The sequence below is a fragment of the Streptomyces pseudoechinosporeus genome, assembly GCF_054783935.1.
This window is the reverse complement of record NZ_BAAGPS010000050.1, coordinates 15,477-37,884: the sequence shown is the minus strand read 5'-3', so window position 1 is coordinate 37,884 and position 22,408 is coordinate 15,477. Positions and strand designations below refer to the sequence as shown.

Sequence of the window (22,408 nt, the reverse complement as noted above, 5' to 3'; positions counted from 1 at the left end):
CACCCAAAAACCGCACAACCAGCGGAGCTAACTCGCGTTCTCCAGAATCCGAGACACATTCGTGAACCCCTTCCGAGCCGCGACCAGTTGACCGTCGCGCACCACCTGGAAGGTCACGTTCGAGTTGATCACCCGCGGGAACCCGCTCGCCGCGATCAGATCCGAGAAGGCCCAGCTCAGCGTCGGCGTCAGCCCGCCCGTCTCGATCTTCAGCCCGTCATCGAGCGCCCGCCGCACCGTGCGCGCGGACACCTCACCGTCGCCCAGAGACTCGATCGTCTTCCTCAGGACGGTGTACGCGATCCACGTGGTCTGCACGCCCGCGTCCGAGGCGTCGATCCGGTTGTCGCCGAAGGCTTCCTTCTGGATTACATCGCGCATCGCATCCCAGCGCGCGTCACTCGACGCGGGGTACCAGCCGGTGACGTACGACCCCTCGTACGTACGGCCCGTGGCGTTGATCACCGACTGGTCGACGCTGCCGAGCACGGTCGCGGTCCGCACCGCCGGGTAGTCGTCGGTGATGCGCCGGAAGGAGTCCATGAAGGTGCTGGTGCGGTCGCCGAGCGCGGGCACCACACACCCCTTCTCCGTGGGGTCGGACGAAGCCCGCTCGATCGCCTGCTCGGCATGCCGTGAGTACTCCGTGGCGTCGTCGGCGGCCCGCAGGTCGGCGGCCTCCGCGTGCTTTCCGGCGGAGAGCCCGGAGTCGAGCAGCACCGGCAGCTCGTCACCGGCGATCGTGTCCGGGCGTACGAGGGTGACGGGGCCGCAGTTCTTGGCGAGCTCCCGGCCGAGGCCGGCCAGCAGCGCGGGCTGGCCGCCGTTGACGGGATAGGAGAGCGGGCTGGTGAACTCGTCGTCGGTGAGGCCGTACCCGCCGATGTACGGGATGCCGGCCGCCTCCAGCGGGGAGAGGAAGGAACGGCCGTACTGGCTGTACGAGCCCACGACCGCGACGACGTCCTCCTCGACCGCGCGCCGGGCGCACTCGGCGGCGCCCACCGAGTCGTTGCGCTCGTTGCAGGTGATCACGTTCAGCTCACGGCCGTTGATGCCGCCGCCCTTGTTGACCCAGCGTGCGTAGGTCTTCGCCATGGCGGGCATACCGGGCTTGTTCGTCGCCTTGGTCTTCTCCGGGGCCATGGTCATGACGGTCACGGGGTCGTCTCCGGAGCCCCCCGTGACCCCGGAGACGACCCCGCAACCAACGGCCAGGGACGCACACGCCACCAGCGCGCCCGCGGACAGCATGGTGGCCCTGATGCTTCGGGGGCGGAGAGAGGTGGGGGTGCTACGCCTGCCGGTCATGAACACGCACGATTCCGCCACATTCCAAATGCTCGTGTGATCCTTGCTCAACATTCGGTGACGCCAAGGTGAATAGCAGGGGTCCACGCGGATGGATTCGGGTGGGAACGTACGATCGGTGACTGTGCAAGGTTCGGAGAACTCTTCCCGTCATGGCCGCCGCTCATCCACCATGGGCGGCATGCCACTCAACGACATGCCGTGGTGGCGCTGGCGCAGCAATGTGCGCTCCGCGCTGCACATGCTCTCCGACCCCGGCTTCCAGCAGAACGTCTGGCTCGCGGGCGTGGACGGATACGGCGACGTCACCGACGCCGTCTACCGCCTCGTCGAGGACACCTGGCTGGACAACTGGTCCGCCGAGAAATACGTCGGCACGATCTTCCGGGACTCGCAGGAGGCGGCGCTCGTCGACAGCGCCGTACTGCGCGTGCTGCGGATCATGCACCAGGTGGGGCCGGACGCGCCCGTCTCCGCGTACCTCGAGCACCAGGCGTGGCCGGAGGCCGTGCGGGCCGCCCGGGACGCGCATGTGCGGATGGCGGCGAGCGACGGGGAGGACCCGGACGCACCACCGCGCACGCTCGAGGTGCTCCGCATCATGACGCGGTCGGCCTGACCGTACGTCCGGCCGTACGTCCGTGGAGTGGGACGTGCGCTCTCCGCGTCGTACCGGTATGGGACCCTGGCCTGCATGACCGAGCAGTCCGTCCGCGGGGCCGAGCCCGCCGCCGACCAGTACGTCCTGACCCTCTCCTGCCCGGACAGGAAGGGGATCGTGCACGCCGTGTCGAGCTACCTCTTCATGACCGGGTGCAACATCGAGGACAGCCAGCAGTTCGGCGACCACGACACGGGACTGTTCTTCATGCGGGTCCACTTCTCCGCGGAACCGCCGGTCAGCCTGGACAAGCTGCGCGCCAGCTTCGCCGCCATCGGTGACTCCTTCCAGATGGACTGGCAGATCAACCGCGCCGAGGACAAGATGCGCATCGTCCTCATGGTCAGCAAGTTCGGCCACTGCCTGAACGACCTGCTCTTCCGCGCCCGGACCGGTGCGCTGCCCGTGGAGATCGCCGCCGTGGTGTCCAACCACACCGACTTCGCCGAACTCGTCGCCTCGTACGACATCCCCTTCCACCACCTCCCGGTCACCAGGGACAACAAGCCGCAGGCCGAGGCGCAGCTCCTGGAGATCGTGCGCGAGGAGAGGGTGGAGCTGGTCGTCCTCGCCCGCTATATGCAGGTCCTCTCCGACGACCTGTGCAAGCAGTTGAGCGGCCGGATCATCAACATCCACCACTCCTTCCTGCCGAGCTTCAAGGGCGCGAAGCCGTACCACCAGGCGCACACGCGCGGGGTGAAGCTCATCGGCGCCACCGCGCACTATGTGACGGCCGACCTCGACGAGGGGCCGATCATCGAGCAGGAGGTCGAGCGCGTGGGCCACGAACTCACGCCGGACCAACTCGTCGCCGTGGGGCGCGATGTGGAGTGCCAGGCGCTGGCACGGGCGGTCAAGTGGCATGCGGAGCGCCGGATTCTGCTGAACGGGCGGCGGACGGTCGTGTTCGCGTAAGCGCTCCGCTGGAAATGCGGTTCGAAGCTGCGGGTCCGTCGTGGCTGGTCGCTCCCCCATTCTCGGCTCCTCCCCACTCTCGGCTTCGCTCGAGCGGGGACCCCCATCGCGGCGGAGCCGCAAATCGATACAGCCCCGCGCCCCTTACGGGGCGCGATAGCACCGGACTTCGGTAAGTCCGCTCAGCGCGCTTCAGAAGCGACCTGAGGCCTGACCATTGGGCGTACGCGCCCTACATCCGGCTCATCGAAGCCGCCGCGAACAGTACGTCCCTGATCGCCGCCCGGTCCCCGTTCTGCCCGGCCGCCGCCTCCTCGGGCGAGACGTGGCCGGCCGCCAGACGGCAGAACTCGACCCCGTCGAGCGCCACATGGGCCACTTCGTGGTCGGCGGAGGGAAGCGCGCCGGGGGAGTCGAGCGGGATGAGCCACTCGCCGCCGCCGGAACCCTCGATCTCCAGACGCAGGCTGCGGCCCGGCGCACCGGCCGGGACGAGATGCCGCGCGCGGCCGGGCCTGGCGAGCCCCGCCCGCCGGCGGGCGGCCAGCGCCCCAGGCAGCATGCGTGCCCCGAGGTCGATCATGCGGTGCAACTGCCGCGGGGCGAGCGGCTCGTACGGATAGTCCACGGCCTCCGCGATGTCCCACGCGTGCACCCAGCACTCGAAGGCCCGGTCCAGCATCGCGTCCCGCAGCGGCAGCTCGAAGTCGCCGTACGGCACGGACAGTTGCCCGGAACCTCCGGCCGCGAACGACACCGTACGCACGAGGTCGTGGCTCTGCTCGCGCCACGGTCCGCGTACGGAACGGGTGTGCGGGAAGTGTGCCGCGTGCCAGAAGGCCTCGGTGCGGCCCGCCGGGTTCTGCGCGGGGGCGGTGATGTCGCCGAGCGGGTCGTCGAGGCCGAGGGCGAGGGCGACGAAGCCGTCGACGGCCAGCAGGTGGGCGATGACCTTGGCGACGGTCGTACGCCGGTTCGTGGGCTTGTCGCCCTCGAACCAGTGCAGCCGTACGGGCGCGTGCCACTCGGCGTCGCCGAAGTCCTGGAGCAGCGCGTCGAGCCGGGCGGCCTCCGCGTCGTACGGGGCCGCCCACTCGGGCACCGGGATACGGGGCGGGCGCCGGCCGAGGCAGACCTCGAGGACCCGGGTGCGCAGCGTCGGATCCAGGTCGAGGCTCTCCGGCTTGTGCAGCAGCCCGACGGCCTCGCGCAGCCGCAGCGCCTCGTCCGCGCAGGCTCCGCAGACGCCGAGGTGCTCCTCCACGGCCGCCGTCTCCTGCGGCGAGCACGCGGCCAGCGCCCAGGCGCCGAGCAGTGACTTCAGCACCCGGTGTTCGAGCAGGAGCGGCGTCGGCGGCGGATCGGGCAGCGGCAGCCCGGTGTCCTCCACGGAGGAACGGGGCATGGGGATGCGCGGCGGCCCGTCGGGTTTCTGACCGCTGCCGGGGCCCTTGGCGTCGCCCGGTCCCTGCGGTCCGTTCCCGAAGTCCCCGCCGTCCCGGCCATCCCCACCGTCCCGGCCGGGTGGGCCGTTGCCCTGGGCACCCACAGGGCCGTGGTGCTCCTCCTCCGATTTCGCTTTCTCCCCGGGCGCGTCGTGGGCGTCGTCCTTCTCGTCGCCGTCGTGCGCCCCGAAGTGGTCCGCGTCGTTCACCGTCCACCCCCGTGTTCGGGCGGGGCCCCGGACGGTCCGCTGTCGTGGGCGGTGGCCAGCAACTGGAGGCCGAGACGCAGCCGGCGGCGGGCCTCGTCCTCGGTGACGTTCAGGTCGGCGGCGGCCTGGCGGTAGTCGCGGCGCTGGACGTACGCCAGGTCCAGAGCCGCGCGCAGCGGGGCGGGCATGGCCGTGACGATGTAGTCGGCGCGGGCGGCCACCGAGGCGCGGCGCACCTTGCGCTCCAACTCCTCCGTGCTGCCACCGCCGCCCCGGGCGAGGGCGGCGGTCTCGGTCTGGCGCAGGCGCTGCACGGCGAGGCGGTGGGTCAGCGTGGCGATCCAGGAGCGGAGGGGGCCCTGCCTGGGGTCGTACGCCTCCGGGTCCTCCCAGACGTGGGTGAAGACCTCGCGGGTGATGCTGTCGGCGGCCTGTTCGTCATTGAGTACGCGATGGGCAAGTGCGTGCACAAGTGAAGAGAAGCGGTCGTAAAGCTCGCCGAGCGCGGCAGCCTCTCCCCGTGCGAGCCGCTGCTGCATCTTGCGGTCCCAGCGGGGCGGCGCGTCCCTGTCGGCCATGCGGCCCCCTCACCCCCGGTCGTGCCCGGCACCTGTCCCTTGTTCACCGGATTCTTGTCTCCGGCATACTCTCGAATGTAGTCGGCGCCCCTGGCAGCGCACGCCCCTTTGCCGCAATGCGCGCCCCTGGGAGGGCCGCGGATGGTAGTGACCTCCTCACGCTGTGCATGCGCCTACCCTTTCTCGGTCTGATCAGACAGGATCGAAGTAGACCGAGTACGACCGAAACAGGGCGCCCGGGACGCAATTCGTTTCGGGATCCGAGAGTTTCGCGGAGCGAGGGCGGGGCAGCCGCGCACCCAGGGAAATGTAGGAACCGCTTCCGCTTCCCTTCCCAGGTCTTCGCGGACCTATCGGGACCTTTTGGGGCTCGGTCCGGGCTCAAGGGGAGATCAGCATCGTCGAGGGAGAGGCAGGCGCGTGACGCTCAGGGTGACCGACGGCGAGCAGGGCGGCTGGGCCGTGCTCCAGGTGTCGGGCGAGATGGATCTGGTGACGTCACCGGTACTGCGCCAGCGGGTGCACGACGCCGTGGCCGACGGCCGACGCAGCCTCGTACTCGACCTCTCCGGAGTGCTGTTCTGCGACTCCAGCGGCGTCGGCGTGCTCATAGCCACCCGCCGGCTGATCCGCTCCTGCCAGGGCCGCCTCCGCCTCATCCTCCCCGCCCAGGGAGCTGTGGACGGCTCGCACGTCAACCGCGTCCTCGGCGCTCTCGGCGTCCGCCGCCTCTTCGACGTCTACCCGGACGTCGGCGCGGCCGTGGACGACGAGTCGAGCCCACTGTCGGCGTGAACCCCTTCGGAACGATTCCCTCAGGGCCGATCCCTGCCGGACCCATCCACTCCGGTCGGTTCCTGTCGGCGTGATCTCTGTCACGCGCCAACGTTGATCGCCCTTGAGACATCGCGACGCCGTTGTCGCGGAATTACCCCGGTCTTGGTACAAGCGTCGTTTTCCGCTCCTCGGGAGCCCCCGGCGTCGTACGCTCCCTGCCAGACGCACCCCATCTGATGTGTAAGGCGGCCTGAAAAGACATGGTCAGCACCGAGTACGAGCGACGGATCGCCGCCCGGTTCGCCACCTTCGACCAGGACGGCAACGGCTATATAGACCGCGAGGACTTCAGCGCGGCGGCCAAGGCGCTGCTCGCCGAGTTCGATACGACGGCCCGGTCCGAGAGAGGACAGGCCCTCTATGTCGGCGCGGAGGCCTTCTGGCAGGGCATGGCCGGGATCGCGGACCGGGACGGTGACCAGCGGATCACCCGCGAGGAGTTCGTGAACGGCGCCGTCAAGCGGCTGCGCGACAACCCGGACCGGTTCGCCGAGATCGCCCGCCCGTTCCTGGACGCGGTACTCGCCGTGGCCGACAGCGACCAGGACGGCGCGATGACCGTCGACGAGACGGCGCGCGTTCTCAAGGTCCTCGGCGTACCCGAGGACATCGCCGCCACCGCGGCCGGCGCACTCGACACGGACACCGACGGCCGCATCACCGAGCCGGAGGTCGTGACCGCCTTCGCCCGCTACTTCACGGTGCCGGAGTAGCTTTCGTCGCCTCCGTAGAGGCCGTACGCCCTGATGCGGTCCCTGGAGAAGACGCGTCCCCTGTAGAGCCCGAAAAACGCTCCCTCAGCTTGTACTTGAGGACCTTCCGCAGCGTCTCGTTGCGCGGAAGGGCGTCCACCACCTCCAGCTGCTCCGGCAGCTTGTGCACGGACAGCCCTTCCGCGCGGAGATACGAAGTCACCGTCTCCAGTGTCAACGCCGAAGCCCCCGGCGGCTGTTCGACCACCGCGCAGACCCGTTCCCCGCGCTCGGCGTCCGGCAGCCCGATCACCGCGGCGTCGCCGACGTCCGGATGCCGGTGCAGCAGATCCTCGATCTCCTTGGCCGAGATGTTCTCGCCCTTGCGGATGATGACGTCCTTCAGGCGCCCGGTGAGGACCAGATGGCCGCTCTCCGTGAGATGCCCGAGGTCCCCAGTGATCAGAAAACCGTCCTCGTCGAAGGCCTCGGCGGTCTGCGCCGCGTCCAGGTAGCCCTGGCAGACGGCTTCCCCGCGCAGCCGCACCTCGCCGTCCACGATCCGTATCTCCATGCCCTCAGGAGGCCGCCCCTCGGTCGTCGCGAGGTCCTCGGGGGTGTCGTCCGGCGACCCCATCGTGATCATCGGCACCTCGGTCATGCCGTACCCGTGCGTGAGCTGGACCCCCATCTCGCGTACGACGGCGTGGTGCACCTCGGGCGGCTTCGGCGCTCCACCGCCCGCGAGCAGCCGCAGCGTCGGGATGACCGGAGTGCCGGGCTGCTTGCGCTGCTCGGCGAGGAACATCGAGTAGAACGCCGTCGACCCGCCCGCCACCGTCACCCCGTGCTTGCGATACCCCTCCAGTGACTCCGGCAGCGCGAACTTCTCGAAGAGCACCGCCGGGAACCCGTACAGCAGCAGCATCACCAGATAGTCCGGGCCGCCGATGTGCGCGAAGGGGAACGCGATCGAGCCGACGTCTTCGGCCGACAGATGCAGCGCGTGCGCGAGACACGACCCGCCCGCGATCAGCGAACGGTCCGTGTGCAGCACGCCCTTGGGGTCGGAGGTCGTGCCCGAGGTCCAGTAGATCCAGCGCACGTCCGTGCCGACGGAGGGTGGCGGAGGCAGTACGGCAGGATCGCCGTCGGGCAGCGTCTCGTACGCCTCGAAGACGCCCCGCGCCCCGATGCGGTGCGCCATCTCCGTGTGGTCGAAGCCGCGCCACTCGCCCGGCACGGCGAAGTGCGCGGCCTGCGACTCCTGGAGCGCGAAGGCGACTTCACGGTCCCGGTAGAACGGGATGACCGGAGACTGCACGGCCCCGAGCCGCGCCAGGGCCATCGCCAGCAGCACCGTCTCGATCCGCGTGGGCAGCTGCCAGGCGACGACCGAGCCCGGGCGCACCCCCAGGCCGTACAGACCCGCAGCGGCCCTCTCCGCCCCCGAACGCAGCTCCTCGAAAGTCAGGGTGCGGTCGTCCTGGAGGAGGACGGGACGGCCGGGTGTGAGCGCGGCACGACGCTCGACGAGCTCCCAGAAGGTGCGCGAGGTACCGAGGGCATGCGCGGTATCAGCAGTCACGACGGCTCCCCCAAGAGGCCTAAAACTGACGACTAGTCAGATCGTACGCAGGAGCGTAGGCCGCGCCGCCTTGTCGGTCCAGAGGTGCGGAGCTAGCCTTCTTTCTGACGCCCCATCAGATACGGGCTGTCGCATCCGCCCGCCGGAGGGGACTGGACCCATGACCGAACTGCCTCGGATCATCAGCGTCGACGACCACGTGATCGAGCCCGCACACCTCTTCGAGACCTGGCTGCCGAAGAAGTACCAGGACCGCGGGCCCAAGCCGCTGACCGCGGGCATCGGGGAGCTCGCGTACGTGGGCGGCAAGTACCAGATCACGATGGACCCGGAAGGACCGCCGACCGACTGGTGGATCTACGAGGACCTCAAGTTCCCGTACAAGCGCAACATCGCCGCCGTCGGCTTCGACCGCGATGAGATGACGCTGGAGGGCATCACGCGCGCGGAGATGCGGCCGGGCTGCTGGGACCCGGTCGAGCGCCTCAAGGACATGGAGGCCAACCACGTCGAGGCCAGCCTGTGCTTCCCGACCTTCCCGCGCTTCTGCGGGCAGACCTTCGCCGAGGCGCACGACAAGGAAGTGGCCCTGGCCTGTGTGCGCGCGTACAACGACTTCATGGTCGAGGAGTGGTGCGGCGACAGCGGCGGCCGGCTCATCCCGCTGTGCATCATCCCCCTGTGGGACATCGACCTCGCGGTCGCCGAGATCAAGCGGAACGCGGCGCGCGGCGTCAAGGCGGTGACCTTCTCCGAGATCCCCACCTACCTGGGGCTGCCGTCCATCCACTCCGGCTACTGGGACCCGTTCTTCGCGATCTGCCAGGAGACCGGAACGGTCGTCAACATGCACATCGGCTCCAGCTCCCAGATGCCCGCCGCCTCCCCGGACGCGCCCCCCGCCGTCCAGGCCTCGCTCAGCTTCAACAATGCGATGGCCTCGATGATGGACTTCCTGTTCAGCGGCGTCCTGGTGAAGTTCCCGCAGCTCAAACTCGCCTACTCCGAAGGGCAGATGGGCTGGATTCCGTACGCCCTGGAGCGTGCCGACGACGTCTGGGAGGAGCACCGCGCCTGGGGCGGGGTGCGCGACCTGATCCCCGAGCCCCCGTCGACGTACTACTACCGGCAGATCTTCTGCTGCTTCTTCCGCGACAAGCACGGCGTCGCCTCGCTGGACGTGGTCGGCCGCGACAACGCGACCTTCGAGACCGACTACCCGCACGTCGACTCGACCTTCCCGCACACCAAGGAGGTCGCCCTCGACCATGTGAAGGGCCTCGACGACGAGACGGTCTACAAGCTGATGCGCGGCAACGCGATCCGCATGCTGGGCCTTGACTTGGACCGCGCCAAGTAATGGATCTCGCTTACACGCCCGAAGAGGAGGAGTTCCGGGCGCGGCTGCGTGAGTGGCTGGGCAAGGTGCTCCCCACGCTGCCCCCGAAGCCGTCCCCCGACGACTGGCCGGCCCGGCGCGCGTACGACCTCGGCTGGCAGCGGATGCTGTACGACGCCGGGTACGCGGGCCTGCACTGGCCCGTCGACGCGGGAGGCCAGGGAGCCACCCCGACGCAGCATCTGATCTTCCTGGAGGAGACGGAAAAGGCGGGCGCCCCCTACGTAGGGGCCAATTTCGTCGGTCTGCTGCACGCCGGGCCGACGATCGCGGCCGAGGGCACCGACGAACAGCGGGCGCGCTGGCTGCCGCCCGTGCTGCGCGGCGAGGAGGTGTGGTGCCAGGGGTTCAGCGAGCCGGACGCCGGCTCGGACCTCGCGGCGTTGCGCACGCGCGCGTGGCGGGACGGCGACGACTACGTAGTGAGTGGGTCCAAAATTTGGACTTCCCATGCGGAAGTCGCCGACTGGTGCGAGCTGCTGGTGCGTACGGATCCTCAGGCGCCGAAACACCGGGGCATCTCCTGGCTCGCGATGCCGATGGACGCTCCGGGGATCACGGTCCGCCCCTTGCGTACGCTCGCGGGCTCCACCGAGTTCGCGGAGGTCTTCCTCGACGAGGTGCGGGTGCCGGTGGCCAACCGGGTCGGCCCCGAGAACGACGGCTGGCGCGTGACCATGGTGACTCTCTCCTTCGAACGCGGCACGGCCTTCGTCGGCGAGGTCGTGGCCTGCCGTCGCGTCCTCGGCGAACTGGCCCGCGAGGCACGGAAGAACGGCCGCTGGGGCGACCCGGCACTCCGACGCCGGCTCGGTCGGCTGAACGCCGAGTTCCGCGCCCTGTGGCGGCTCACGCAGTGGAACGTCAGCGAGTCCGAACGGACCGGTGGGGTCCCGGGCATAGGCGGTTCGGTTTTCAAACTGAGGTACTCGCACGCGCGGCAGAAGCTGTACGACGCCGCCGCCGAGGTCCTCGGCCCGGAATCGCTGGACCTGTCCCACGAGTGGACCCTGGACCGGCTGTCGTCCCTCTCGTACACCATCGCGGCCGGCACCTCACAGATCCAGCGGAACATCGTGGCCGAGCGGATCCTGGGCCTCCCGAAGGGGCGGTGACCTGGCGACATGGACTTCCAACTCGCCGAGGACCAGAGGGCGTTGCGGGCAGGCGTACGCGAACTGCTCACCGGCCGCTTCGGACGCGAACAGCTCCGGGCCGCGGTGGACACCCCGGGCCTCGACCGCGCCCTGTGGCGCGAGCTGGGCGAGGCGGGCTTCTTCGCGCTGCGGCTCCCCGAGGCGGACGGCGGTGTCGGACTCGGGCTCCCCGAGGCGGTCCTGGCCTTCGAGGAGGCGGGCCGCGCCCTGCTGCCCGGCCCTCTGGTGGCCACGCACCTGGCGGCCGGCGAGGTCCCCGGAGCCGCCACCGGCGAGCGGGTCGTCGCGGCCGTGGACGGCACCCTCGTGGAGTGGCTGGACGAGGCGGACGTCGTACGCGGGGACGTGACGGGAGCCGTCGCGATGCGCTCGACGGACCCGCTGACACCCCTCCACAGGGTGCCGCGGGCCGCCCCGGCCGACCCCGTGGCCGCCCTGCTCACGGCCGCCGAGCAGCTCGGCTCGGCAGCCCGCACCTGCGAGCTGGCCGTGCAACACGCCCGGACGCGCGAGCAGTTCGGGCAGCCGATCGGGGCCTTCCAGGCGGTCAAGCATTTGTGCGCGGAGATGCTGGTACGCGTGGAGGTGGCACGCGGCGCGGTGTACGCGGCCGCCGTCACGGCTGACCCGCTCGACATCGTGGCAGCCGGACTGCTCGCCGACGAGGCGGCCGAACAGGGCGCCCGCGACTGCCTCCAGGTGCACGGCGGCATGGGCTTCACATGGGAGTCCGACGTGCACCTTCATCTGAAACGGGCCTGGGTGCGGGCCCGGCGAGGCCACAGCGCGGCGGACGCAGAGGAGGCACTCGCCGAGGATCTGCTGTCCTCGGCGGCGCGTTAGGCGAGCTCTTGAACGGCCTCCGCGCGAGTCCTTTGTCGCCGATCGTGGCATCCCGAAACGGACTGATGCCGCGGAATGTGGCATACCGGAATTACCGTGCGTCGATACCGGGTTGTGTCCGAGGTGTGATCCGTCACGGCCTGGAGTCGGCGGCGTGCTCCGGTACCTTGTGTGGGATGCGAGTGGTTCTGAGGCCGAGCCATCCCGGTGTTGCCCCTGAGGCGGCTCCGGACCCGGCGATGCGCCGCCCTCGCAGGGCGGGATCAAGTCCCGGTCCAGCCCGTTCGGCCCCCCACGGCGAGCGTCGCACAGTATGCCGTACGCATACTCCTTCGCGCTGGAATATGCCCGAAGCGCTTGTTGGGGTGACTGTACGTCAACCATGCTGTCACGCAAGGGAATCACGATCCGTGACCCCTGTTTTGCCCATGATCGTGGCCCTTGGCCGCGAGGCGATGTGTCCGCCGGTTCGGATGGTGTGAACGGTGCAGGTGCTTCAAGTGCAGTTGGAGATCGGGCCCGACCCCGCAGAGGTGGGACGTGCCCGCAGATGGGTCCGTTCGCGGATCGCCGGGTCCGGTATAGGAGCCGATGAGCCGCTGGCCGAGACGCTGATCCTGCTCGTCTCCGAACTGGTCACCAACGCCGTGGTGCACACCGGCCGTCCGGCCGTACTGCGTCTGTCACTGCCGGGTGCGGCGGGCGACGCGGCGACGGAGGAGGGCACTTCGGGAGAGGCCGACAGAGAGGCCGCCGTCACCGTCCGCCTGGAGGTGGCCGACACCAGCGCCCGCCCACCGCGCCCCCGGTGCGCGGACGGCGACGAGACCAACGGCCGCGGCCTGGCGCTCGTCGACGGCCTCGCCGACCGCTGGGGCTGGAGCCCCGAGGGTGCCGGCAAGCGCATCTGGTGCGAGGTGGACCGCAGTTCGCACTGTAGCGCGGACACGGCGACGTCCGACGCGGCTCCGACGGCGTACGAGGGCGGCGCGGCGGCGTACCGGGGTGGCGCGACGGCGTACGAGGACCTGGCGTACGAGGCGGTCTAGCGCACGGAAGGCATGTCATCCGGGATCCGGATGGACGGTGAGGCCGAGTGCGCCGGTCAATGCTTCCGTGCGTGGGCTCACAAAACGGTCGTAAGTGATGAATCCCCGAGCAGGTGTTGACGTGACGTGTCCGTTTGATCACGCTTGTGGACAGCGATTCGCCGTGAGGGGACGACGAGGGTTTCGGTGACGGGGAGCCCTCGACGAGTGCGGGTCGTGATTCGGCGTCGGCTCCTACAGGGCCACGGGGTGTCCTCGCTCGTGCGGGGGTCGTCCGAGGGGCAGGGCGGGTGCGCCGGAGCCGGATGGCGGCGCGCAGTGCCGTGCTCGGGGCAGCGGAGCGCGCCGCCAGCCGATCGACGCGACATCGGATCAGTGTGACATCGGTGCGGACTCAGAGGATGGCGACCGGCGCCACAGGGGTTCCCGTGCCGCCGACGAACGGTTCGGGCATCGCCGACAGCAGGAACGTATAGCGGGATTCTTGTCCACAGGCTGTGGACAACTCTTCGAGATTCCAGTTCTGGCCCTGAAGCATGCCCATCTCGACGAGATCGAGGGCATGGACGGGCAACCACAACCCTTCTATTTCCGGCGGAAACATCTCAAAGGTGATGGTGTCGTTCGTGACCGCCGCGACATCGCGCGCGTGAAACCACTCCGGAGTACGGACGGACAGTCCGGGCGAGGGGTACGCGTACGCGTGCTTGTCGCCCGCCAGATAGAGCTGGATCTGGCCGGTGCGTACGAGGACGATGTCGCCGGAGCGGACCCGGGTGCCCGCGAACTCCTCGGCCGCCTCCAGGTCCTCCGGTGTCACCGCGTGATCGCCCGCCAGGCGATCCGTCCCGCGCGCGCGAGCCACGTCCAGCAGGACGCCGCGCGAGACGATGTGCCGGGGCTTGTCGATACCGCTGAACTCCGCGCCGGCGTGGGCCGTGACGGTGTCGGCCGGGCGGCCGTTGTAGATCTTCCCCGAGTGCGAGACATGGGTGAGCGCGTCCCAGTGGGTCGCCGCCTGGAGCCCCATCGTCACGGCGTCGTCGCTGCACGCCACCGTGCCCGGACCGAAGATCTCCTGGTTGATCTGCACCATGGCATGCAGGGGGTTGACGCGCCCCGGGATCATCCCGGTCTGCACGCCGTCCTGCTGGAGCGGGAGAGCGAGCGGGACGCGGCGGCCGGTGCGGACGGTCGCGGCGGCCTCGCGTACGACCTCGTCGGTGATCAGGTTCAGCGTGCCGATCTCGTCGTCGGTACCCCAACGGCCCCAGTTGTTCACGCGCTTGGCGATCTCATGGAACTCGGCCGGCAGTGACATGGGTCCTCCCCGGGGCTTGTCTCTAGGTATCTGACGGGTCGTAGAATCTCACTGAATTCTGAATCTAACGGTCCGTCAGAAACTCTGGGACGGGAAGGGGCCGGTGTGGGGAACTTCTTGGCAGACAAGGTCGTCGCCGTGACCGGAGCGGGGCGGGGCATCGGACGCGCCGTCGCGCTCGCGGCAGCCGCCGAGGGAGCGCGGGTCGTCGTCAACGACTACGGAGTCTCCGTGGACGGCGGTTCACCGACCAGCGACATCGCCGATGCCGTGGTGAAGGAGATCCTGGCGGCCGGAGGTGACGCGGTCGCCGTCGCCGACGACATCTCGACGATGGCGGGCGGACAGCGCGTCGTCGACACCGCGCTGTCGTCGTACGGGCGGCTCGACGGAGTCGTGTGCGTGGCCGGGATCCTGCGCGAACGGATGCTGTTCAACATGTCCGAGGAGGAGTGGGACCCGGTCCTCGCCACACACCTGAAGGGCACCTTCACGGTCTTCCGGGCGGCCTCGGCGGTGATGCGGAAGCAGGGCTCGGGCACGCTGATCGGCTTCACCAGCGGCAACCACCAGGGGTCCGTCTCCCAGGCCAACTACAGCGCCGCGAAGGGCGGGATCATCTCGCTGGTACGGAGCGCCGCGCTCGGCCTGCACAAGTACGGAGTGACCGCCAACGCCGTGGCACCCGTCGCCCGTACGCGGATGTCGGCGAACGTACCCATGGAGCTCAAGGAGATCGGCGAACCCGAGGACGTTGCCGCACTGGTCGTCTACCTGCTGTCGGCCCGTGCCCGCGACGAAGGGATCACCGGGCAGGTCTACACGATCGCCGGGCCCAAGATCGCGGTGTGGGCGCAGCCGAGGGAGCTGCGGGCGGCGTACGCGGAGGGCGCGGGCTGGACTCCGGAGCGGATCGCGGACTTTCTGCCGGGGACGGTGGGGGTGGATCCGATGCCGATGCTGGAGCAGTTGGAGGCGATGGCCCGGGCGGCTTCGAAGAAGGCGCGGCCGAACGCATAAGAGGCAACACCTAAGAGGGTTGGGGACTATGGAGTTCGGGTTCGGCGCCGAGGACGAGGCCTTCCGGAGTGAGGTACGAGCCTGGCTGCGTACGCACCTTGCCGGCGACCCGCCCCGGCGGGAGTGGGAGCGGGAGCTCGGGCGGGGCGGGTGGATCGGGCTCGGATGGGGCGTCGGCGGATACGGGAACCGCACCGCGAGTCTCATCCAACAGGTCGTCTGGGCCGAGGAGTACGTCCGCTCCCGCGCCCCCGCCCGGTCGGGGCACGTCGGGGAGAACCTGCTGGCCCCGACGCTCCTCGCGCATGGTTCTCAGGAGCAGAAGGACCGTTTCCTGCCGCCGGTCGCCCGGGGTGAGGAGCTGTGGTGCCAGGGATACAGCGAGCCGGGGGCGGGCTCGGATCTCGCAGGCGTACGTACAACGGCCGTACGCGACGGGACTTCCTACCGGGTGACCGGCCAGAAGATCTGGACCTCCCTCGCCCATGAGGCGGACTGGTGCTTCGTGCTGGCCCGTACCGAGCCGGGGTCGCGGCGGCACCACGGGCTGAGCTTTCTGCTGGTTCCGATGGATCAGCCGGGGCGGATCGAGGTGCGGCCGATCCGGCAGATGACGGGGACCAGCGAGTTCAACGAGGTCTTCTTCGACGGGGCGCACGCGCGCGTGGAGCACGTTGTCGGGGGTGAGGGGCAGGGGTGGCGGGTCGCGATGGGGCTGCTCGGATTTGAGCGGGGGGTCTCGACGCTGGCCCAGCAGGTGGGCTTCGCACAGGAGTTGGGGCGGGTTCTGGAGACGGCCGTCGCCACGGGGGCGGCGGACGATCCCGTCGTACGTGATCGTCTTGTGCGGCAGTGGGCCGAGCTGCGGACGATGCGATGGAATGCGTTGCGGACGCTGGGCAGTTGGGGCGGTTCGGAGCCGGAGGCACCCGGGGACGCGGGGGCTCCCAGTATCGCCAAGTTGCTGTGGGGTCGCTGGCATCAGCGGCTCGGGGAGCTGGCGATGCAGGTGCGGGGCGCGGAGGCGACAGTCGGTCCGGTGGACTGGGCGCCTTCAGAGCCGTACGAACTGGACACCCTGCAACACCTGTTCCTGTTCAGCCGGGCCGACACCATCTACGGCGGCTCGGACGAGATCCAGCGCACGATCATCGCCGAGCGGGTGCTCGGCCTGCCGAGGGAACCGAAGGGCTGAGGTGGCCAAATGCGGGGCGTGATCTTCGACGGGAAGCAGGCCCAGGTCGTCGACGACCTGGAGATACGGGACGTGGGGCCGGGCGAGGTGCTGGTGGCGATCTCGGCGGCGGGGCTGTGCCACAGCGACCTCTCGGTGGTGGACGGGACCATTCCGTTCCCCGTTCCCGTGGTGCTCGGGCATGAGGGCGCGGGTGTGGTCGAGGCGGTGGGCGCGGGCGTCACCCATGTCCGGCCCGGAGACCATGTGTCGCTCTCCACGCTCGCGAACTGCGGTGCCTGCGCGGAGTGCGACCGGGGGCGGCCGACGATGTGCCGCAAGGCGATCGGGCGGCCGGGGCAGCCGTTCTCGAGGGACGGCCGGCCGGTGTACCAGTTCGCGTCCAACTCGGCCTTCGCGGAACGCACGTTGGTGAAGGCCGTCCAGGCGGTCCGCATCCCCGAGGACATCCCGCTGTCCTCCGCCGCGCTGATCGGCTGCGGGGTGCTCACGGGCGTGGGCGCGGTGCTGAACCGCGCGCGCGTGGACCACGGCGACAGCGTGGTGGTGATCGGTACGGGCGGGATCGGGCTGAACGTCATCCAGGGGGCGCGGATCGCGGGCGCGTCGACGATCGTCGCTGTGGACGCGAACCCGGCGAAGGAGGCGGCGGCGAGGCAGTTCGGCGCGACGCACTTCCTGACGTCGACGGAGGGCGCCCGGGACATCCTCCCGACGGGCGCGGACCACGCCTTCGAGTGCGTGGGCCGAGTCGAACTCATCCGCCAGGCCATCGACCTGCTCGACCGCCACGGCCAGGCGGTCCTGCTGGGCGTCCCGCCGGCGACCGCGGAGGCGTCCTTCCGCGTCTCGTCGATGTACCTGGACAAGTCGATCCTGGGCTGCCGGTATGGGTCCTCGCGGCCGCAGCGGGACATCGCCCTGTACGCCCAGCTGTACCGCGAAGGGCGCCTGCTGCTGGACGAGTTGGTGACGGAGACGTATCCGGTGGAGGACTTCGAGAAGGCGAAGGCGGACGCTGAGGCGGGGCGGGTGGCGCGGGGGGTGCTGACGTTCTGACGGCGGGGCTTGGTTGATGCCCTGAGTTGCGGGCGGGTTCGACGTTTTCCACAGGCCCGGAAATCCCCTGGGGCACTGTCAGTCCCGTCGCCTACGGTCCTCGTATGACCTACCGCGATGTCGCCTCCAAACAGGTCCTGGCCTGGGCCGTCGTATCCATCGGTGCCCGGATGCCGGTCGCCATGGCCCCACTCGCGGTGGTCTTCCTGGTCCGCGAGCGCCCGGGTGGCTACACGCTGGGAGCGGCGCTGGCGGCGGCGTATGTGGTCGGTGAGATCGTGGGCGCCCCGCTGCTGGGCATGCGGACGCGTCCCGAGCGGGCCCGCCCCCAGCTCGCCGCGGGCCTGGCGTGCGGAGCGGTCGGCTTCGCCGGACTGGGCGTACTCCCGCACGCGCACCCGTTGATACTCGCCGCGTTCGCCTTCCTCGCAGGCGCCGCCCCCGCCGCGGCCACAGGAGGCCTGCGGGCCCTGCTGACCGGCATCGTCCCGAAGCGGGCCGTCGCCCAGGCGCTGTCCACCGAGTCGATGCTGGTGTCCGGCATATGGGCGGTGTCCCCGGCCGCGGTCACCGGTCTCGCGCTCGGTGTCGCCCCCTGGGTCCCGCTGCTGCTCGCCGCTGTCCTCATGGGTTCGTCCGTAGCGGGCCTGTGGCTGCTGCCTGCGGGCTGGGACGCGGACGAGGCGGAGGGCGACGGCACGTCGATGCTCCGCATCCTGGCCCGGGCCTGGCCGGTGTACGTGACGGGCGCGGCCTCTCTGTGCATCCTCGGCCTGGCCGAACTCATGCTGCCCGCCCTCCTGGAGCAGCGCGGCACGGGCGTCGGCTGGTCGGGACCGCTGCTCACCGGGTTCGCGCTGGCCTCCGGGGCGGGCGCGTTCCTGTATGGGCTGCGCTCCTGGCCGGGCCAGTTGCGCACCCGGAGCGTGGTGCTGATGTGCGGCGTCTCGGCGTGCGTGACGCTGGTCGCCCTCATACCCGACACGGCGTGGATCGCCGCCGCGCTCGCCCTCGCCGGAGTCCTCCAGGCCGGCGCGATGGTCACCCGCAACCTCTCCCTGGGCGAGGCGCTCCCGCCGAGCGCCCTGGCCGCCGGGTACTCGGTGATGTACGCGGCCGCCGGCGCGGGCTACGCGGCGACGGGCTCCCTCGCTGGCGCCCTGCTGAACTTCGTCGCCCCGTCGACGGCGATCCTCGCGGGCGTTGTCCTCACGCTGGCGCTCACGGCGATCGGTGCGCTGGGGGAGCGCAGGCTCGCGAAGGTCTCCGCCGTACGCTCAACTGCCGCTGCCGATACGGTCGTTCCCGCTGCCGACGGCCCGGCCGTGGCCGCTCCAGGAGCGGAACGTCCGCCGATAAGCGGTCGGAGTGACTCCTAGCGCCGCCTGGAGATGCTGCCGCATCGACTGGGCCGTGCCGAAGCCGGCGTCGCGGGCCACCTGGTCGATGGACAGGTCGGTGGACTCCAGGAGGTGGCGGGCGCGCTCGACGCGCTGCTGGGTGAGCCACTGGCCGGGGCTGACGCCGGCCTCCTCGCGGAAACGGCGCGTGAAGGTGCGTACGGACATGGACTCCTGCTCGGCCATGTCGCGCAGCTGGATCGGTTCGTGGAGGCGGGCCAGCGCCCAGGCGCGAGCGGCGGTCGTGGTCGCCACCTGCGGCTCGGGCACCGGCCGCTGGATGTACTGCGCCTGCCCGCCGTCACGGTGCGGCGGTACGACGGTGCGGCGGGCCACGTCGTTGGCGACGGCGGTGCCGTGATCGCGCCGTACGAGATGGATGCACAGGTCGATCCCGGCCGCGACACCGGCGGAAGTGAGGACGTCCCCGTCGTCGACGAAGAGCACGTCCGCGTCGACCTTGATCTTCGGGAAGAGCCGCTGGAAGTGCTCGGCGTGGAACCAGTGCGTGGTCGCCGGGCGGCCGTCGAGGTATCCGGCGGCGGCGAGGACGTATCCGCCGGTGCAGATGGAGACGAGGCGGGTGCCGGGGCGGATGTGGCCGAGGGCGGCGGCCAGTTCGTCGGTGAGTACGCCTTCCTCGAAGACCGGGCCGAGCTCGTACGAGGCGGGGATCACGACGGTGTCGGCCGTGGCCAGCGCGTCGGGACCGTTCTCGACGAGCACGGCGAAGTCGGCGTCCGTCTCCACGGGGCCGGGCGGCCGGATCGAGCAGGTGACGACCTCGTACAGCTGCCGTCCCTCGGCGGTCCTCGCGCGGCTGAAGATCCGCTGCGGGATGCCCAGTTCGAAGGGGAGGAGTCCGTCCATGGCGAGGACGACGACGCGGTGCCGAGCCTGAGAACCACTCATGGCCCGATCCTAACGAATACTGTCTTTCGGGCCACTCGATCGCGGTCATCGCAGCACAGAAGCTCTATGACGTGACTGAGACGACCGAAGCTTCAGCAGTCCAGGACTCCGCGAGGACGTCCGAGAGGCAGTCCGAGGGGGCGAGAAAGCGGCGCCGCTCGCGCGTGCACCGCGCGTGGTTCGTCGCGGCCGTCACCTTCGTGACGATCCTCGGCGCCGCGGCCTTCCGCTCCCTCCCGGGCCTGCTCATCGATCCGTTGCACAAAGAATTCGACTGGTCGCGCGGCACGATCGGACTCGCGGTGTCCGTCAATCTCGCGCTGTACGGGCTCACCGCGCCGTTTGCCGCCGCGCTGATGGACCGCTTCGGGATCCGCCGGGTGGTCGCGGTCGCGCTGCTGGTGATCGCGATCGGCTCGGGCGCGACGGTGTGGATGACGGCGGCGTGGCAGCTGATGCTGTGCTGGGGTCTGCTGGTCGGGCTGGGGTCGGGCTCGATGGCGCTGGCGTTCGCGGCGACGGTCACGAACCGGTGGTTCACCGAGCGGCGCGGACTGGTGACGGGCATCCTCACAGCGGCCTCGGCATCAGGTCAGTTGATCTTCCTGCCGCTGCTGTCCTGGATCATCTCGGAGCACAACTGGCGTCCCGCCGCCGTGACGGTGGCACTGGCGGCCCTCGCCGTCGTCCCCTTCGTATGGCTGCTGCTGCGGGACCACCCGGCGGACGTGGGGCTGAAGCCCTACGGATCACCGGAGTTCGTGGAGAAGCCGCCCCCTGTGCCCGGCGCCGCCCGCCGCACGGTGAACGTCCTCTTCTCGGCGGCCCGCACCGGCCCCTTCTGGCTGCTGGCCGGTACCTTCGCGATCTGCGGCGCGTCGACGAACGGCCTGATCCAGACGCACTTCGTGCCCGCGGCCCACGACCACGGCATGCCGATCACGGCGGCGGCTTCGCTGCTGGCGGTCATCGGGGTTTTCGACGTCGTCGGCACGATCGCCTCCGGCTGGTTCACGGACCGCTTCGAGCCGCGGCGTCTGCTGGCGGTCTACTACGCCCTGCGCGGCGTATCGCTGCTGTTCCTGCCGATGCTGCTGGCGCCCTCGGTGCAGCTCCCGATGGTCTTCTTCATCGTCTTTTACGGCCTCGACTGGGTGGCCACCGTCCCGCCGACCCTCGCTCTGTGCCGCGAGCAGTACGGCGACGACAGCGCGATCGTCTTCGGCTGGGTCCTGGCCTCCCACCAGGTGGGCGCCGCCCTCGTCGCCTTCCTCGGAGGCTTCGCCCGCGACACCTTCGGCTCGTACGACGTGGTCTGGTACGCGTCGGGGGCACTGTGCGCGGTGGCGGCGCTGATGGCGTTGGTGATCCGGAGGAGGCCGACCGCGGGGGCCGGCCTCGCGGTCACACCCGGATGACCTGGACGCCGGGGAAGGCGGTGAAACCGGCGTCTTGGGTGATGACGGGGAGGTCGTGTTTGCGGGCTGTCGCCGCGATCCAGGCGTCGTTGACGCGGGCCTTGGGGAGAGGGCGGCCCGATCTGGCGATCTCCGTCATCAACTGAGCCCAGACGGAAGCGACGATGCGGTCCGCGGCCAGAATCTCACGGTCGGTGGCGAGCATGAGGGTGGCCAATCGGGCCTCGCGCGTCGCGTTGTCGCGGGCCGCCTGGACGCCCAAGGACAGCTCGGCCAGGGTGATCGATGACACCATGGTCGTGCGCGGCAGCGCAGTGGCCATGGGGCGGCCCGTCTCTCGGGCGACGAAGAACGAGGTGTCCGCGAGGGCGGTGGAAGCAATCACCGAGGGTCCTCGCTGCCGTGCTCCGTGTACTCGTCCGTGTCGGAGAACATCGCGTCGATCTCATCCAGCATCGCGCGGTCGATTCCGCCGCCCGACTCCCAGAACGCGATCATCTCTTCTGCCGTGATCCCCTTGGACTTGCCGCTGATCACATGGACCACCTCGCCGTGGTCGGTGATTTCCACCGGGTACGGTCCGGCGACGATCTGGGACACCCGGCTCGGTTCGGAGAGCTCGGACATATCGATCCGTGTTGGTTCATTCACACCTCGACGGTAAGCCAGTCACTGCGCACAGTGACAGCCCTGGTCTTACGAATCACTCGCACTGATGAACGGCTTCCGGAGAATCCCCGCATCAGTCGCTCAAACGTCCGAACCGCCCCCGATGAAACAGCAAAGGCGCACCGTCGCCGCCGCTCGTCCCCAGCGCCTGCACCCGCCCCACCACGATCAGATGGTCCCCGCCTGTGTGCACGGCATGGATCGTGCAGTCGATCCACGCGAGCACCCCATCCAGCCGCGGCGACCCGGACACCGGCGTCGCGTCATGGACAACCCCCGCGAACTTGTCCGCCCCGCTCACCGCGAACCCACGGCACAACTCACCCTGGTGCGCCCCCAGTACGTTCACGCAGAACACGCCCGCGCGAGCGATCCGCGGCCACGTCGTCGACGTACGCGCGACCATGAACACGACCAGTGGCGGATCGAGGGAGAGGGAGGAGAAGGACTGGCAGGCGAAACCGGCAGGGCCGCCCTCGCCGTCGGCGGCGGGTGCGGTGACAACGGTCACCCCGGTCGCGAAGTTCCCCAGTACGCGCCGGAATTCGCCCTGATCGACCGGCGCCCGCTCGTCGTCCCCGACAGCGCGCAGATCCGGCCGCGGCAAGGCCTCCACGGGCCCCGCGACGGTGGAGGCCCCGGCCGACCTGAGGTAGCGGACGGCAGCGGCGGCCATCCCTGCATGTCCCATCACGCCCTCCATTGAACCTGACGACCCGTCAGATAG

At 70.0% G+C, this 22,408-nt stretch carries 22 protein-coding genes; 13 read left to right on the top strand and 9 right to left on the bottom strand.

The window, feature by feature from the left end; all coding sequences use genetic code 11:
- Positions 1-27 precede the first annotated feature (27 nt).
- Positions 28-1,311: an ABC transporter substrate-binding protein gene (locus ACYVO6_RS34210; RefSeq protein WP_461068088.1), complete on the bottom strand. Its 1,284-nt coding sequence runs from the start codon at positions 1,309-1,311 to the stop codon at positions 28-30.
- 118 nt (positions 1,312-1,429) lie between these two features.
- Here ACYVO6_RS34210 and ACYVO6_RS34205 point away from each other — a divergent pair, with 118 nt between their 5' ends.
- Positions 1,430-1,930 carry an SCO4402 family protein gene (locus tag ACYVO6_RS34205; protein WP_461068086.1) on the top strand — a complete coding sequence of 167 codons (501 nt, stop codon included), beginning with the start codon at positions 1,430-1,432 and terminating at the stop codon, positions 1,928-1,930.
- A gap of 75 nt (positions 1,931-2,005) precedes the next feature.
- On the top strand, positions 2,006-2,890 hold the full coding sequence (gene purU / locus ACYVO6_RS34200) for a formyltetrahydrofolate deformylase (protein ID WP_461068084.1): 885 nt from the start codon (positions 2,006-2,008) through the stop codon (positions 2,888-2,890).
- A gap of 232 nt (positions 2,891-3,122) precedes the next feature.
- On the opposite strand, the gene ACYVO6_RS34195 is transcribed toward purU, so the two are convergent.
- Positions 3,123-4,544 (bottom strand): zf-HC2 domain-containing protein, encoded by a 1,422-nt coding sequence (locus ACYVO6_RS34195; protein WP_461068082.1) that lies wholly within the window; start codon positions 4,542-4,544, stop codon positions 3,123-3,125.
- Positions 4,541-5,122 (bottom strand): sigma-70 family RNA polymerase sigma factor, encoded by a 582-nt coding sequence (locus tag ACYVO6_RS34190; RefSeq protein WP_461068080.1) that lies wholly within the window; start codon positions 5,120-5,122, stop codon positions 4,541-4,543. Before ACYVO6_RS34190 ends, ACYVO6_RS34195 begins: the two co-directional genes overlap by 4 nt.
- 420 nt (positions 5,123-5,542) lie before the next feature.
- Here ACYVO6_RS34190 and ACYVO6_RS34185 point away from each other — a divergent pair, with 420 nt between their 5' ends.
- Together ACYVO6_RS34185 and ACYVO6_RS34180 are read left to right on the top strand one after the other, a co-directional pair.
- Positions 5,543-5,917: an STAS domain-containing protein gene (locus tag ACYVO6_RS34185; protein WP_461068078.1), complete on the top strand. Its 375-nt coding sequence runs from the start codon at positions 5,543-5,545 to the stop codon at positions 5,915-5,917.
- A gap of 242 nt (positions 5,918-6,159) precedes the next feature.
- On the top strand, positions 6,160-6,672 hold the full coding sequence (locus ACYVO6_RS34180; RefSeq protein WP_461068076.1) for an EF-hand domain-containing protein: 513 nt from the start codon (positions 6,160-6,162) through the stop codon (positions 6,670-6,672).
- Here ACYVO6_RS34180 and ACYVO6_RS34175 read toward each other — a convergent pair.
- Positions 6,656-8,239, bottom strand: a complete 1,584-nt coding sequence (locus tag ACYVO6_RS34175; RefSeq protein WP_461068074.1) for a class I adenylate-forming enzyme family protein — start codon at positions 8,237-8,239, stop codon at positions 6,656-6,658. The genes ACYVO6_RS34180 and ACYVO6_RS34175 overlap by 17 nt on opposite strands.
- A gap of 160 nt (positions 8,240-8,399) precedes the next feature.
- Here ACYVO6_RS34175 and ACYVO6_RS34170 point away from each other — a divergent pair, with 160 nt between their 5' ends.
- From ACYVO6_RS34170 to ACYVO6_RS34155, 4 genes are all read left to right on the top strand, one after another.
- Positions 8,400-9,599 carry an amidohydrolase family protein gene (locus tag ACYVO6_RS34170; RefSeq protein WP_461068072.1) on the top strand — a complete coding sequence of 400 codons (1,200 nt, stop codon included), beginning with the start codon at positions 8,400-8,402 and terminating at the stop codon, positions 9,597-9,599.
- Positions 9,599-10,753, top strand: coding sequence for an acyl-CoA dehydrogenase (locus ACYVO6_RS34165; protein WP_461068070.1), 1,155 nt, complete (start codon positions 9,599-9,601; stop codon positions 10,751-10,753). The genes ACYVO6_RS34170 and ACYVO6_RS34165 overlap by 1 nt, the downstream gene beginning before the upstream one ends.
- A gap of 9 nt (positions 10,754-10,762) precedes the next feature.
- Complete coding sequence (locus ACYVO6_RS34160; protein ID WP_461068068.1) at positions 10,763-11,638, top strand: acyl-CoA dehydrogenase family protein; 876 nt, start codon at positions 10,763-10,765, stop codon at positions 11,636-11,638.
- Positions 11,639-12,123: 485 nt separating this feature from the next.
- A complete protein-coding gene (locus ACYVO6_RS34155; protein ID WP_461068066.1) occupies positions 12,124-12,687 on the top strand; it encodes an ATP-binding protein in 564 nt (187 codons plus the stop codon).
- A 394-nt stretch (positions 12,688-13,081) separates the two neighbouring features.
- Here ACYVO6_RS34155 and ACYVO6_RS34150 read toward each other — a convergent pair whose 3' ends face one another.
- On the bottom strand, positions 13,082-14,008 hold the full coding sequence (locus tag ACYVO6_RS34150; RefSeq protein ID WP_461068064.1) for a cyclase family protein: 927 nt from the start codon (positions 14,006-14,008) through the stop codon (positions 13,082-13,084).
- Between the two features lie 105 nt (positions 14,009-14,113).
- Here ACYVO6_RS34150 and ACYVO6_RS34145 point away from each other — a divergent pair, with 105 nt between their 5' ends.
- From ACYVO6_RS34145 to ACYVO6_RS34130, 4 genes are all read left to right on the top strand, one after another.
- Entirely contained in the window at positions 14,114-15,028 is a 915-nt protein-coding gene (locus tag ACYVO6_RS34145) for an SDR family oxidoreductase (protein WP_461068062.1), read from the top strand.
- Positions 15,029-15,056: 28 nt separating this feature from the next.
- Positions 15,057-16,223, top strand: a complete 1,167-nt coding sequence (locus ACYVO6_RS34140) for an acyl-CoA dehydrogenase family protein (protein ID WP_461068060.1) — start codon at positions 15,057-15,059, stop codon at positions 16,221-16,223.
- 9 nt (positions 16,224-16,232) lie between these two features.
- Positions 16,233-17,282, top strand: a complete 1,050-nt coding sequence (locus tag ACYVO6_RS34135) for a Zn-dependent alcohol dehydrogenase (RefSeq protein WP_461068058.1) — start codon at positions 16,233-16,235, stop codon at positions 17,280-17,282.
- A gap of 104 nt (positions 17,283-17,386) precedes the next feature.
- Positions 17,387-18,661, top strand: a complete 1,275-nt coding sequence (locus tag ACYVO6_RS34130) for an MFS transporter (RefSeq protein WP_461068056.1) — start codon at positions 17,387-17,389, stop codon at positions 18,659-18,661.
- Here ACYVO6_RS34130 and ACYVO6_RS34125 read toward each other — a convergent pair.
- On the bottom strand, positions 18,560-19,594 hold the full coding sequence (locus tag ACYVO6_RS34125; RefSeq protein WP_461068054.1) for a GlxA family transcriptional regulator: 1,035 nt from the start codon (positions 19,592-19,594) through the stop codon (positions 18,560-18,562). The genes ACYVO6_RS34130 and ACYVO6_RS34125 overlap by 102 nt on opposite strands.
- Positions 19,595-19,665: 71 nt before the next feature.
- On the opposite strand from ACYVO6_RS34125, the gene ACYVO6_RS34120 reads away from it, so the two are divergent.
- Positions 19,666-21,012 carry an MFS transporter gene (locus ACYVO6_RS34120; protein WP_461068052.1) on the top strand — a complete coding sequence of 449 codons (1,347 nt, stop codon included), beginning with the start codon at positions 19,666-19,668 and terminating at the stop codon, positions 21,010-21,012.
- On the opposite strand, the gene ACYVO6_RS34115 is transcribed toward ACYVO6_RS34120, so the two are convergent.
- From ACYVO6_RS34115 to ACYVO6_RS34105, 3 genes are all read right to left on the bottom strand, one after another.
- Positions 20,999-21,397 carry a PIN domain-containing protein gene (locus ACYVO6_RS34115; RefSeq protein ID WP_461068050.1) on the bottom strand — a complete coding sequence of 133 codons (399 nt, stop codon included), beginning with the start codon at positions 21,395-21,397 and terminating at the stop codon, positions 20,999-21,001. The genes ACYVO6_RS34120 and ACYVO6_RS34115 overlap by 14 nt on opposite strands.
- Positions 21,394-21,663, bottom strand: a complete 270-nt coding sequence (locus tag ACYVO6_RS34110; protein ID WP_461068048.1) for a hypothetical protein — start codon at positions 21,661-21,663, stop codon at positions 21,394-21,396. The genes ACYVO6_RS34115 and ACYVO6_RS34110 overlap by 4 nt, the downstream gene beginning before the upstream one ends.
- A gap of 91 nt (positions 21,664-21,754) precedes the next feature.
- Entirely contained in the window at positions 21,755-22,372 is a 618-nt protein-coding gene (locus ACYVO6_RS34105; RefSeq protein WP_461068046.1) for a flavin reductase family protein, read from the bottom strand.
- Between the last annotated feature and the right edge of the window lie 36 nt (positions 22,373-22,408).

Coding starts and splice junctions, on each gene's coding strand:
- ACYVO6_RS34210 (WP_461068088.1), bottom strand. CDS start 1,311: ATGACCGGCAGGCGTAGCACCCCCACCTCTCTCCGCCCCCGAAGCATC.
- purU (WP_461068084.1), top strand. CDS start 2,006: ATGACCGAGCAGTCCGTCCGCGGGGCCGAGCCCGCCGCCGACCAGTAC.
- ACYVO6_RS34190 (WP_461068080.1), bottom strand. CDS start 5,122: ATGGCCGACAGGGACGCGCCGCCCCGCTGGGACCGCAAGATGCAGCAG.
- ACYVO6_RS34180 (WP_461068076.1), top strand. CDS start 6,160: ATGGTCAGCACCGAGTACGAGCGACGGATCGCCGCCCGGTTCGCCACC.
- ACYVO6_RS34170 (WP_461068072.1), top strand. CDS start 8,400: ATGACCGAACTGCCTCGGATCATCAGCGTCGACGACCACGTGATCGAG.
- ACYVO6_RS34165 (WP_461068070.1), top strand. CDS start 9,599: ATGGATCTCGCTTACACGCCCGAAGAGGAGGAGTTCCGGGCGCGGCTG.
- ACYVO6_RS34160 (WP_461068068.1), top strand. CDS start 10,763: ATGGACTTCCAACTCGCCGAGGACCAGAGGGCGTTGCGGGCAGGCGTA.
- ACYVO6_RS34150 (WP_461068064.1), bottom strand. CDS start 14,008: ATGTCACTGCCGGCCGAGTTCCATGAGATCGCCAAGCGCGTGAACAAC.
- ACYVO6_RS34140 (WP_461068060.1), top strand. CDS start 15,057: ATGGAGTTCGGGTTCGGCGCCGAGGACGAGGCCTTCCGGAGTGAGGTA.
- ACYVO6_RS34135 (WP_461068058.1), top strand. CDS start 16,233: ATGCGGGGCGTGATCTTCGACGGGAAGCAGGCCCAGGTCGTCGACGAC.
- ACYVO6_RS34130 (WP_461068056.1), top strand. CDS start 17,387: ATGACCTACCGCGATGTCGCCTCCAAACAGGTCCTGGCCTGGGCCGTC.
- ACYVO6_RS34125 (WP_461068054.1), bottom strand. CDS start 19,594: ATGAGTGGTTCTCAGGCTCGGCACCGCGTCGTCGTCCTCGCCATGGAC.
- ACYVO6_RS34105 (WP_461068046.1), bottom strand. CDS start 22,372: ATGGGACATGCAGGGATGGCCGCCGCTGCCGTCCGCTACCTCAGGTCG.